Raw genomic sequence first — 12,670 nt, forward strand, 5'->3', positions numbered from 1 at the left:
TAGGCCGGGTAAGGCGCAGCCGCCACCCGGCGACAGAAACCTACATCGGAGGCAAGCGACGCCTGACCGGCGAACTCTTCACAATCGACGTATTACACTGGGCATGTTCCGCCAGGCCGTCCAGCAGCGCATCAAGCTGTTCGATTGACCGCACCACCAGCCTGATGACGAAGCAGTCCTCCCCGGTGACTTTGTCGCTCTCAATACACTCCGGCATCGCCTGAATATACTTATCCACCTTATGCAACAGCCCTGGCAACGGCCGTACGCGCACCAGCGCCTGCAGCGTATACCCCAGCGCCGCCAGATTCACCCGTGCACCATAACCCTGAATCACACCGCGCTCTTCCAGCCGCTTCAGGCGCTCTGCCGTACTGGGGGACGTCAGACCGATGCGGCCGCTGAGCACCTTCAACGACATGCGCGCATCCTCAACCAGGCAGGCTAAAATTTGTCGGTCGATATCATCGATAAGGCATTCCATTCTTTTCACCTAATTTTAAAAAGTCATTTACCTTTTCAACCTTATCTCACCCCTGTAAAACCCGACAGCGATTTTCGACAATAGCGTCATTAATCAGGAGGTGGATGATGCGTGATTTCCATAAAGGCGTCTGGCAAATGAGTCTGGCGATGTTAATTTCCGGCTCTATCGGCGCGTTTGTTTTGCTCTCCGGTCTGCCGGTGACGGAAGTGGTGTTCTGGCGCTGTCTTATCGGGGCTATGGCGCTTTTTATTTTTATCCGGGTCAGTCAAAAGCCCTTCAGCCCCCTCACCCGCAACACGCTGCTGCTGGCTATTCTTGGCGGCGTGGCGCTCGTGGTGAACTGGCTGCTGCTCTTCGCGGCCTATGAGCGCATCTCAATTGGTCTTTCAACCGTGGTCTATAACACCCAGCCTTTTATGCTGGTCTTGATGGGGATGTTTCTGGGCGAACGCGTCAGCCTGGTGAAATGGGGCTGGCTATTCCTCGCCTTTGGCGGCGTGGTGATCCTGCTCTCCAGCGAGCTGACCGGCGCGCATGGCAGCGAATGGCTCACCGGAATAGGTTTGGCCATGGCCGCGGCCTTCTTCTACGCGCTGACGGCAATCATTGCGCGCAAACTGAAAACAATCGCACCGCAGCATATTGCCTTTATCCAGGTGCTGACCGGCGTCGTGATGCTTTTGCCGTTTGCCAGCCTGCCGTCATTTTCCGGTGATTTCCCCTGGCCGATGCTGCTGACGCTCGGCATTGTCCATACCGGCATTATGTACCAGCTGCTCTACAGCGCAATTCAGAAGCTGCCTACGCCCATCACCGGCTCCCTGTCGTTTATCTATCCGGTGGTGGCAATTGTTGTCGATAATCTGGTGTTCGGACACGCGCTTAACCTGACGCAGCTGGCGGGCGGCGCGCTGATCCTGTTTGCTGCCGCAGGCAACAACCTGGGCTGGGGCGAAAAAAAACCCCGCGAGTGCGGGGTTAGTATCAAAACGGCGAATTAGCGACGGGCGCGTACAATCTGGTATTTGCGCGTCAGGTACTCCACCGGCGCGCTCCAGATGTGGACCAGGCGGGAGAACGGGAACAGCACAAACAGCGTCATCCCCAGCACCAGGTGAACGCGGAAGATAAACGCCACGCCGTCCAGGTGCTCAGATGCTCCGCCGTGGAAGGTCACCACGGACTGCGCCCAGCCGACCAGCTTCATCATTTCGCTTCCGTCCATATGCTGCGCCGAGAACGGAATGGTCAGCAGACCCAGCGCGCACTGTACCATCAGCAGGGAGAGGATCAGGATATCCGCTGCGGTTGTGGTGGCACGCACGCGCGGGCTGAACAGACGACGCTTGAGCAGCAGCAGGCCGCCAACAAGGGTCATCACGCCGCAGGCACCGCCCGCGATCATCGCCATCTTCTGCTTCACCTCAATCGGCAGCCACGCTTCATACATCCAGTGCGGCGTCAGCATCCCGAGGAAGTGACCGGCAAAAATGCCCAGAATCCCGATGTGGAACAGGTTAGACGCGACGTGCATCCCCTTGCGGTCCAGCATCTGGCTGGAGGCGGCACGCCAGGTATACTGGCCATAATCGTAACGCAGCCAGCTTCCCACCAGGAACACGGTGCCCGCGATGTACGGGTAAATGTCAAAGAAGAACATATTCAGGAAGTGCATTAGTGCCGTCCTCCGTTAGAGATATTCAAATATTGCGGGGCAACCGCGCCGGCAAAACGGCGCTGGTGAGCAGCGATTTCAGACTCGCCGCAGTTCTGGTCAGCAAAGAATTTGACCTGCTCTTCTTCCCAGACTGCATCCAGCGCCTGTGGCGTATCGTCACGGGCCTCATCGGCGATTTTCTCCGCCACTTTTTCACTGTCGACAGAGGCGTTGGCGAGCTTCACCAGCAGATCGAACAGCACCGCGTAGCGGCTCTCACGCTGCTGAAGACGCGCGCCGAGCAGCGCCAGGATCGGCGCGATGTCCTGCAGACCGCCCAGCGCCTCTTCTTTTGGCAGCTGCGCCAGATATTCCAGATAGAGCGGCAGGTGATCCGGCAGCTCGCGGCTGTCGAGCTGCAGGCCGTGCTGCTCGTACTGTGCCATCAGGTCAACCATCGCCTGACCGCGGTCGCGGGATTCACCGTGAACGTGTTCGAACAGCAGCAGCGAGGTCGCACGCCCCCGATCAAACAGCTGACTGTAGTCCGCCTGCGCATCAAGAAGATCGCGCGCCAGCAGGTCACGGAGGAAAACGCCCAGCTTCTGGGCATCTTCTTTATCCAGGTTTTCAGATGCCGCAAGCGCATCAAAAAGTTCCTGCTGGTGCTGCGCCAGCGCAGCATCCGGGTACTCGAGCAGACGCGAAATAATGACGAGTTCAATCATGAGTGCGGCTCCGTTTTACTGGTCACATCCATGGCGTCGATGCGGCGGCTGTTGAACAGGTTGAATTTGCTGTCTGACCCGTGGCAGCCGTCGCCAAAGGTAAAGCCACAGCCGTTTTTCTCCGGGAAGGCCTCGCGGGCCAGCTCACGGTGGCTGCTCGGCACCACGAAACGGTCTTCGTAGTTGGCAATCGCCAGATAGCGGTACATTTCCTGCGCCTGCGCTTCGGTCAGACCGACCTCTTCCAGCGCGCGGGTGTCGGTTACGCCGTCCACGGTTTCGGCACGCTTGAAGTGGCGCATCGCCAGCATACGCTTCAGCGCCAGCAGTACGGGCTGGGTATCCCCTGCGGTCAGCAGGTTGGCCAGGTACTGTACCGGGATACGCAGACTCTCCACGTCCGGCAGAATGCCGTTGCTGCCCAGCTCACCCGCGTCAGCGGCAGACTGAATCGGCGACAGCGGCGGCACGTACCAGACCATCGGCAGCGTGCGGTATTCCGGATGCAGCGGCAGGGCCAGCTTCCAGTCCATCGCCATTTTGTACACCGGAGACTGCTGCGCGGCGTCAATCACGCTCTGCGGAATGCCGTCCTTCAGCGCCTGCTCAATCACCTTCGGATCGTTCGGGTCGAGGAAGACATCCAGCTGACGCTGATACAGATCCTTCTCGTTCTCGGTGCTCGCGGCGTTTTCAATCGCGTCCGCGTCGTACAGCAGCACGCCGAGGTAGCGAATACGGCCTACGCAGCTTTCGGAACAGACGGTCGGCATACCGGCTTCGATACGCGGGTAGCAGAAGATGCACTTCTCGGACTTGCCGCTCTTCCAGTTGAAGTAGATCTTTTTGTACGGGCAGCCGGTGATGCACATGCGCCAGCCGCGGCACTTGTCCTGGTCGATCAGCACGATGCCGTCTTCTTCACGCTTGTAGATGGCGCCGCTCGGGCAGGTCGCCACGCACGCCGGGTTAAGGCAGTGCTCGCACAGGCGCGGCAGATACATCATGAAGGTGTTTTCGAACTGGCCGTACATCGCCTTCTGCATGTTCTCAAAGTTCTGGTCTTTGGCGCGTTTTTCGAACTCGCCGCCCAGAATCTCCTCCCAGTTTGGACCGCTGGTAATTTTGTCCATGCGCTGACCGGTGATCAGCGAGCGGGGACGGGCGATCGGCTGGTGTTTACCTTCCGGCGCGTTGTGCAGATTCTGGTAGTCGTAGTCAAACGGCTCGTAGTAATCCTCGATGCCCGGCAGGTGCGGGTTAGCAAAGATTTTTCCCAGAAGCCAAGCGCGGTTACCCATGCGCGGCTGCAGCTTGCCGTTGATTTTGCGGATCCAGCCGCCCTTCCACTTCTCCTGGTTTTCCCAGTCGGTCGGGAAGCCGGTGCCCGGCTTGCTTTCCACGTTGTTGAACCAGGCGTATTCCATACCTTCGCGGCTGGTCCAGACGTTTTTACAGGTGACCGAGCAGGTATGGCAGCCGATGCATTTATCCAGATTCAGCACCATGCCGACTTGTGAACGAATTTTCATTTTACGCTCTCCTGTACCTGGTCATTACCTTCGCCGTCTAACCAGTTAATATTCTTCATCTTACGTACCACCACGAACTCATCGCGGTTCGATCCTACGGTGCCGTAGTAGTTAAAGCCATAGGCCAGCTGCGCATAGCCACCGATCATGTGGGTCGGCTTCGGCGTAATGCGGGTCACGGAGTTGTGGATCCCGCCGCGCTGCTCGGTGATCTCTGAACCGGGCAGGTTAACGATACGTTCCTGCGCGTGGTACATCATGGTCATCCCGGCCGGTACGCGCTGGCTCACCACCGCACGCGCCGTCAGGGCGCCGTTGCTGTTGAACACTTCAATCCAGTCGTTATCTTCTATACCCAGATCTTTGGCATCCGTTTCGCTCATCCAGACAATCGGACCGCCGCGCGACAGGGTCAGCATCAGCAGGTTGTCGCTGTAGGTGGAGTGGATCCCCCACTTCTGGTGCGGCGTCAGGAAGTTCAGCGCCTTCTCCGGGTTACCGTTCGATTTCGCGCCCATCACCGCTTTCACGGAGCGGGTGTCGATAGGCGGACGGTACACCAGCAGGCTTTCACCGAAGTCGCGCATCCACTGGTGATCCTGATACAGCGACTGGCGGCCGGACAGGGTGCGCCATGGGATCAGCTCGTGAACGTTGGTGTAGCCCGCGTTATAGGACACATGCTCGTCTTCCAGACCTGACCAGGTCGGGCTGGAGATAATCTTGCGCGGCTGGGCCTGAATATCGCGGAAGCGGATTTTCTCTTCCTCTTTATTCGTCGCCAGATGCGTATGGTCGCGACCGGTGAACGCGCTCAGCGCCGCCCAGGCCTTCACCGCGACGTGGCCGTTGGTTTCCGGGGCCAGGGTCAGGATCATCTCTGCCGCATCAATCGCCGTGTTCAGCATGGGCTGGCCTTTCGCCGGGCCGTCCGCTTTGGTGTAGTTGAGCTTGCGCAGCAGATCCATTTCGCTCTGGGTGTTCCAGGCGATCCCTTTCCCGCCGTTGCCGATTTTCTCCATCAGCGGGCCGATAGAGGTAAAGCGCTCGTAGGTTGCCGGGTAGTCACGTTCAACCGGAATGATGTGCGGTGCGGTCACGCCCGGGATCAGGTCACATTCACCTTTTTTCCAGTCCTTCACGTCCAGCGGCTGCGCCAGTTCGGCAGCGGAGTCGTGCTGGATGGGCAGCGTTACCACGTCGGTCTCTTTGCCGAGGTGCCCCACGCAGACTTCGGAGAAGGTCTTCGCGATGTCTTTGTAGATTTCCCAGTCGCTTTTCGATTCCCACGCCGGGTCAACGGCCGCAGACAGCGGATGAATAAACGGATGCATATCCGAGGTATTCATGTCGTCTTTTTCGTACCAGGTGGCGGTAGGCAGCACGATGTCGGAGTACAGGCAGGTGCTGGACAGACGGAAGTCGAGGGTCACCACCAGATCCAGCTTGCCGTCGAGACCGTTGTCTTTCCACTCCACCTCTTCCGGCTTCACGCCGCCCTGCTTGCCGAGATCTTTCCCCTGGATACCGTTTTCGGTACCGAGCAGGTACTTCAGCATGTACTCGTGGCCTTTACCGGACGAGCCCAGCAGGTTGGAGCGCCAGATGAACAGGTTGCGCGGGTGGTTTTTACCGTTTTCCGGCTGTTCTGCCGCGAAGCGGATTGAGCCATCCTTCAGGGATTGCACGGTGTAATCCACCGGTGACATGCCCGCTTTCTTCGCCTCTTGTGCAATGCGCAGCGGGTTCGTGCCCAGCTGCGGCGCAGACGGCAGCCAGCCCATACGCTCGGCGCGCACGTTGAAGTCAATCAGATGGCCGCTGTAGCGGGATTTATCCGCCATCGGCGACAGCAGCTCCTGCGCGGTGACCGTCTCGTAGCGCCACTGGCTGGAGTGGTTATAGAAGTAGGAGGTGCTGTTCATGTGGCGTGCCGGACGCTGCCAGTCAAGGGCAAACGCCAGCGGCTGCCAGCCGGTCTGCGGACGCAGTTTTTCCTGACCCACGTAGTGCGCCCAGCCGCCGCCGCTCTGGCCGACGCAGCCGCAGAAGATCAGCATGTTGATCAGACCACGGTAGTTCATATCGAGGTGATACCAGTGGTTAAGACCCGCACCGACGATGATCATGGAACGACCGTGGGTCTTATCGGCGTTTTCCGCAAACTCTCGGGCGATACGCACGATCTGCGCGCGTGGAACGCCGGTGATCTGCTCCGCCCATGCCGGGGTATAAGCCTTCACGTCGTCATAGCCGGTTGCGCAGTTTTCATCACCCAGACCGCGTTCCAGGCCGTAGTTCGCCATGGTCAGGTCATAGACGGTGGTGACCAGCGCGGTAGTCCCGTCGGCCAGCTGCAGGCGTTTCACCGGCAGCTTGTGCATCAGCACGTTTTTCAGCTCAACCTTGTTGAAGTGCTCGGAACCTTCGCCGCCAAAGTACGGGAAGCCCACATCAGCAATCTCGTCCTGGCTACCCAGCATGCTCAGACGCAGTTCCGTCTCTTCGCCGGTCGTGCCGTTACGCTGCTCAAGGTTCCACTTGCCCTTCTCGCCCCAGCGGAAGCCGATAGAGCCGTTTGGCGCCACCAGCTCGCCGTTGCTGTTATACGCGACGGTTTTCCACTCAGGATTATTTTCCTGACCCAAGGCATCTACCAGATCGGCAGCGCGCAGCGTGCGGCCAGCGGCATAGTAACCGTCACGTTCTTCGAGCATAACCAGCATCGGCATGTCGGTGTAGCGACGGACGTAGTCGGTGAAGTACTGGCTTGGTTTATCCAGGTGGAACTCGCGCAGCATGACGTGGCCCATCGCCATCGCCATCGCGGCATCGGTCCCCTGTTTCGGTGCCAGCCACAGGTCACACAGCTTGGCGATTTCGGCGTAGTCCGGGGTCACCGCCACGGTTTTGGTGCCTTTGTAACGGACTTCGGTAAAGAAGTGCGCGTCCGGCGTACGGGTCTGCGGCACGTTTGAGCCCCAGGCGATAATGTAGCTGGAGTTGTACCAGTCGGCGGACTCCGGCACGTCGGTCTGTTCGCCCCAGGTCTGTGGAGACGCCGGCGGCAGGTCGCAGTACCAGTCGTAGAAGCTCAGGCAGGTACCGCCGATTAAGGAGAGATAGCGCGCGCCGGAAGCGTAAGAGACCATCGACATCGCCGGGATTGGCGAGAAGCCTGCCACGCGGTCAGGACCGTAGGTTTTCACGGTGTAGACGTTGGAGGCCGCAATCAGCTCGTTCACCTCTTTCCAGGAAGAGCGAACGAAACCACCGCGACCGCGCGCCTGCTTGAAGCTTTTCGCTTTGTCGGCGTCCTCGATGATGGATGCCCACGCATCAACCGGATCGCTGTGCTGCACTTTCGCTTCACGCCACATTTTCATCAGGCGTTTACGCATCAGCGGGTATTTGAGACGGTTGGCGCTGTAGAGATACCAGGAGTAGCTGGCGCCGCGCGGGCAGCCGCGCGGTTCATGGTTCGGCATATCCGGACGGGTGCGCGGATAGTCGGTCTGCTGCATTTCCCAGGTCACCAGACCGTTTTTAACGAAAATCTTCCAGCTACATGAGCCAGTGCAGTTTACGCCGTGGGTAGAACGGACGACTTTGTCATGCTGCCAGCGCTGGCGGTAACCGTCTTCCCAGTCCCGGTTGGTATCCAGAACCTGGCCGTGCCCATCGGCAAACGTTTCGCCCTTCTGCTTGAAGTAGCGAAACCGGTCCAAAAACTTGCTCATCGGGTATCTCCTGTATGGAGCCTGTGGCTCTCTAAATCGACATTGCTGATTTGCAGCGAAGGTAACGCCCTGAAAGAGAGGGAGAATTGATAACGATCAAGACGACGAGGGACTTTCAGGCGAGGGATTACACCGAATACCACCAAAGCGGTATCTTTATAAATTTCATATCTATATGAAATATAAAGTCATTTCAATTTCATCCTACAAAAGACCAGGCAAAATTTAACATCTCAGGTATTAAGGGGTAGGGCGTCCTGGAAAGCGATGGCAATCACAGTGTTGCCTGCGGATTTCCTCAGCAGGGTTTTCAGTATGTTGTAACTATTTTGGCCAAAAAAAACGCGGCCCGAAGGCCGCGTAAACGGATAATCACACTTACTTATTTTTTTTGGTATTACGGCCATATACCAGCCACGTAATCACAACGCAGGCGATATAGAAGATGAGGAAGACCTTCATTGCACCCGCCGGAGAGCCGGTCAGATCCAGTGAGATGCCGAACGCTTTCGGAATAAAGAAGCCGCCAATTGCGCCAATCGCAGAGATAAAGCCCAGTGCTGCAGCTGTATCCGTTGCCGCTTCACGCATCGCCTGCTCTTCGCTTCCGCCCTGCGCCTTCACGCGGTCCATCGTCAGCTTACGGAAGATCACGGAGATCATCTGGAAGGTAGACGCACTCCCCAGCCCGGCCGTCAGGAACAGCACCATAAACACGCCGAAGAAGGCGATGAAGCTCCCGCCCTGTCCGTCAGCAGGCAGCGTCAGGAACAGCAGCGCACAGAAGACTGCCATCACGACGAAGTTAACCAGCGTCACGCGGGTCCCGCCCAGACGGTCGGAGATCATGCCGCCCAGCGAACGCGCCAGGGCGCCAATAAACGGGCCGAAGAAGGCGAATTGCAGGATCTGCACGTCCGGGAACTGCGTTTTCGACAGCATCGCGAAGCCCGCCGAGAAGCCGATAAACGAACCGAAGGTCGCCAGATACAGCAGCGCCATCACCCAGAGGTGTCCACGCTTCAGCACCGGCAGCTGTTCGCTCAGCGACGCCTTCGACGCGGACAGGTCATTCATAAAGAACCAGGCTGCAAGGGTAAAGACCACGAGGAACGGCACCCAGATCCAGGCTGCGTTTTGCAGATAGAGGGAAGAACCATCCGCCTGCTCAACGCCACCGCCGCCAAAGGCTGCAAAAATGGAGACCGAGATCGCCAGGGGAGCGATCAGCTGCATCACGCTCACGCCCATATTGCCCAGACCGCCGTTAATCCCCAGCGCGCCGCCCTGCTTTGCTTTCGGGAAGAAGAAGCTGATGTTCGCCATGCTGGAGGCGAAGTTCGCCCCGGCAAAGCCGCACAGCAGGGAGATAATCACGAACACGCTGAACGGCGTGGAGGTATCCTGCACCGCAAAGCCGAGCCACACGCAAGGGACGATCATGATGCCCGTACTGAACGCCGTCCAGCGACGGCCGCCGAAGACCGGCACCATAAACGCGTAAGGGACGCGCAGCAGCGCGCCTGACAGCGACGGCAGCGCGGTCAGCATAAACAGCTGATCGGTTGTGAACGTAAACCCGACTTTGGGCAGGTTTACCGCCACCGCGCTAAACAACATCCACACGCAAAACGCTAACAACAAGCACGGCACGGAAATCCACAGATTCCGGCTTGCTACACGATGGCCGCGCTGTTGCCAGAACGCCGGATCCTCTGGACGCCAGTCAGTAATAACGGCACCATTTTCCCTTTCGGGAGCGGATGAGTGACTCATAGACACCTCTGATTCTCGAATGATGCTGCAAACATTAGGGTTTTAGGGCGGCGGTAAGTTGATATAAATCAAAGGAAAAGTGGGAGGATTTGCGGTGTAAAATAAGGCCTCATCCTTAGTGAGTAGGCTAATTCGGTAAAAAAGACGTGGTTTTTCACGGCACTGACGGTTCCCTGCAGCGCCCACCTCTTTCCCCCTACTCCGTTGGCAATTTAGGGGTAATCCTTTATTGGTATGGGTATACTCCAGGGTATGCACCAGAATAGCGCCATTCCTGCAAGCAGGCCACGTCAGGAGCACGCCCACTCTATGTTAAAAAGATGCTTATCTCCGCTAACGCTCGTGAATCAGCTCGCCCTGATTGTTTTGCTGTCCACCGCCATCGGCGTGACCGGCATGGCGATCTCCGGCTGGCTGGTACAAGGGGTACAGGGTAATGCGCATGCCATCAACGAGGCAGGCTCGCTACGCATGCAGAGTTACCGTCTGCTGGCGGCGGTTCCGCTGACGCAGGACGATCGGCCTTTAATCGATGAAATGGAGCGCACGGCGTTCAGCCCCGAGCTGGAAAATGCCGCCATCCGTGCCGGTCAGCAATCCCAGTTGAACGCCCTTCAGGGGTACTGGCACACCCAGCTGCAGCCGGGCCTGAAACAGGCGCGCAGTACAGAAGCCGTTGCCCAGGACGTGGCGGGGTTTGTCTCCCGCATTGACGCGCTGGTCTCCGCGTTCGACCAGACGACCGAATTACGCATCGACCGGGTGGTGATGGTGCACCGGGCCATGGCGCTGTTTATGGGGCTGCTGCTGATCTTCACCATCGTCTGGCTCCGCGCGCGTCTGCTGAATCCCTGGAAACAGCTGCTGGCGATGGCCCGCGCGGTCACCGCACGCGATTTTACCCAGCGCACGCACATTAGCGGGCGCAACGAGATGGCCATGCTCGGCCAGGCACTCAATACCATGTCGGCAGAGCTCTCCGAGAGCTACGCGGTACTGGAACAGCGCGTACAGGAAAAAACGGCCGGGCTGGAGCAGAAAAACGAGATCCTCTCTTTCCTCTGGCAGGCCAACCGTCGCTTGCACATGCAGGTGCCGCTATGTGAACGTCTCTCACCGGTGCTGAACGGCCTGCAAAAGCTGACCCTGCTGCGCGATCTGGAGCTGCGGGTCTACGATGTGGAAGACGAAGAGAACCACCAGGAATTTACCTGTCAGTCCGATATGTCCTGCGATGACAAAGGCTGCCATCTTTGCCCTCGCGGCCTGCCGCCGCTGACCTCCGGCGGCACGACCCTGAAGTGGCGCCTGACGGACAGCCACACTCAGTACGGCATTCTGCTGGCCACCCTGCCAACCGGACGCCACCTGAGCCACGACCAGCAGCAGCTGGTGGATACGCTGGTTGAACAGCTGACGGCCACGCTGGCGCTCGACAGGCATCAGGAAAAACAGCAGCAGCTGATCGTCATGGAAGAGCGCGCGACCATCGCCCGCGAGCTGCACGACTCCATCGCCCAGTCGCTTTCCTGTATGAAAATGCAGGTGAGCTGCCTGCAGATGCAGGATGCGGAGATGCCCGACAGCAACAAGCAGCTGCTCAGCCAGATCCGCAACGAGCTGAACACCTCCTGGGTGCAGCTGCGCGAGCTGCTGACCACCTTCCGTCTGCAGCTAACCGAGCCGGGCCTGCGCCCGGCGCTGGAATCCAGCTGTCACGAATTTAGCGCCCGGCTGGGGTTCCCGGTGAAGCTGGATTACCAGCTGCCGCCGCGCTTTGTCCCCTCCCATCAGGCCATACATTTACTGCAGATCGCCCGCGAAGCGCTGAGCAACGTGCTTAAACACGCTGAAGCAACGGCGGTCACGGTCACCGTCAGCCAGCACGACAATCAGGTGAAACTGACGGTTCACGATAACGGCCGCGGCGTGCCGGAAAATGCCGAACGCACTAACCACTATGGTTTAATCATTATGCGAGACCGCGCCCAAAGCCTGCGCGGTGATTGCCAGGTTCGCCGGAGAGAGACGGGCGGCACGGAAGTTGTCGTCACCTTTATTCCCGAGAAACCGCTTACAACTGCTCAAGGAGATACCCATGACTAATCAGGAACCGGCATCCATCCTGTTGATCGACGACCATCCGATGCTGCGTACTGGCGTGAAACAGCTGGTCAGCATGGCGCCCGATATCACCGTGGTGGGCGAAGCCAGCAACGGCGAACAGGGCATTGAGCTTGCCGAATCCCTCGATCCCGATCTGATCCTGCTCGATCTGAATATGCCGGGCATGAACGGACTGGAGACCCTCGACAAGCTGCGGGAAAAATCGCTTTCCGGACGCATCGTCGTCTTTAGCGTGTCGAACCATGAAGAGGATGTGGTCACGGCGCTGAAGCGCGGGGCGGATGGCTATCTGCTGAAAGACATGGAGCCGGAAGATCTGCTTAAGGCGCTGCAGCAGGCGGCGGCGGGCGAGATGGTATTGAGCGAAGCCTTAACGCCGGTGCTGGCCGCCAGCCTGCGCGCCAACCGCGCCACCTCTGACCGTGACGTCAGCCAGCTCACGCCGCGCGAGCGCGACATTCTCAAGCTCATTGCCCAGGGCCTGCCGAACAAAATGATCGCTCGCCGCCTGGACATCACCGAAAGCACGGTCAAAGTGCACGTGAAGCATATGCTGAAGAAAATGAAGTTAAAATCTCGCGTTGAAGCCGCCGTGTGGGTGCATCAGGAACGCATTTTCTAAG

At 58.6% G+C, this 12,670-nt stretch carries 9 protein-coding genes; 3 read left to right on the forward strand and 6 right to left on the reverse strand.

Annotation, left to right across the window (positions count from 1 at the left end; translation table 11 throughout):
- Positions 1-40: 40 nt before the first annotated feature.
- Positions 41-484 carry an Lrp/AsnC family transcriptional regulator gene (locus HMPREF3143_RS11535; RefSeq protein WP_021240337.1) on the reverse strand — a complete coding sequence of 148 codons (444 nt, stop codon included), beginning with the start codon at positions 482-484 and terminating at the stop codon, positions 41-43.
- 107 nt (positions 485-591) lie between these two features.
- Here HMPREF3143_RS11535 and HMPREF3143_RS11540 point away from each other — a divergent pair, with 107 nt between their 5' ends.
- On the forward strand, positions 592-1,488 hold the full coding sequence (locus HMPREF3143_RS11540) for a DMT family transporter (protein ID WP_070533099.1): 897 nt from the start codon (positions 592-594) through the stop codon (positions 1,486-1,488).
- Here HMPREF3143_RS11540 and narI read toward each other — a convergent pair.
- From narI to HMPREF3143_RS11565, 5 genes are all read right to left on the reverse strand, one after another.
- Positions 1,485-2,162: a respiratory nitrate reductase subunit gamma gene (gene narI / locus HMPREF3143_RS11545; protein ID WP_021240339.1), complete on the reverse strand. Its 678-nt coding sequence runs from the start codon at positions 2,160-2,162 to the stop codon at positions 1,485-1,487. The two genes, HMPREF3143_RS11540 and narI, sit on opposite strands and share 4 nt — an antisense overlap.
- The gene (gene narJ, locus HMPREF3143_RS11550) at positions 2,162-2,872 is read right to left on the reverse strand and encodes a nitrate reductase molybdenum cofactor assembly chaperone (protein ID WP_070533101.1); all 711 of its coding nucleotides are present in this window, start codon (positions 2,870-2,872) and stop codon (positions 2,162-2,164) included. The genes narI and narJ overlap by 1 nt, the downstream gene beginning before the upstream one ends.
- On the reverse strand, positions 2,869-4,404 hold the full coding sequence (gene narH, locus HMPREF3143_RS11555) for a nitrate reductase subunit beta (protein ID WP_021240341.1): 1,536 nt from the start codon (positions 4,402-4,404) through the stop codon (positions 2,869-2,871). The genes narJ and narH overlap by 4 nt, the downstream gene beginning before the upstream one ends.
- A complete protein-coding gene (locus HMPREF3143_RS11560; RefSeq protein ID WP_032652253.1) occupies positions 4,401-8,144 on the reverse strand; it encodes a nitrate reductase subunit alpha in 3,744 nt (1,247 codons plus the stop codon). Before HMPREF3143_RS11560 ends, narH begins: the two co-directional genes overlap by 4 nt.
- Before the next feature lie 378 nt (positions 8,145-8,522).
- A complete protein-coding gene (locus tag HMPREF3143_RS11565) occupies positions 8,523-9,920 on the reverse strand; it encodes a NarK family nitrate/nitrite MFS transporter (RefSeq protein WP_032652255.1) in 1,398 nt (465 codons plus the stop codon).
- A gap of 309 nt (positions 9,921-10,229) precedes the next feature.
- Here HMPREF3143_RS11565 and narX point away from each other — a divergent pair, with 309 nt between their 5' ends.
- Positions 10,230-12,026: a nitrate/nitrite two-component system sensor histidine kinase NarX gene (gene narX / locus HMPREF3143_RS11570; RefSeq protein ID WP_021240344.1), complete on the forward strand. Its 1,797-nt coding sequence runs from the start codon at positions 10,230-10,232 to the stop codon at positions 12,024-12,026.
- On the forward strand, positions 12,019-12,669 hold the full coding sequence (gene narL / locus HMPREF3143_RS11575; RefSeq protein WP_008499531.1) for a two-component system response regulator NarL: 651 nt from the start codon (positions 12,019-12,021) through the stop codon (positions 12,667-12,669). Before narX ends, narL begins: the two co-directional genes overlap by 8 nt.
- Position 12,670: the final 1 nt, after the last annotated feature.

The sequence above is a fragment of the Enterobacter sp. HMSC16D10 genome (genome assembly GCF_001807145.1).
Taxonomy (GTDB): domain Bacteria; phylum Pseudomonadota; class Gammaproteobacteria; order Enterobacterales; family Enterobacteriaceae; genus Enterobacter; species Enterobacter roggenkampii.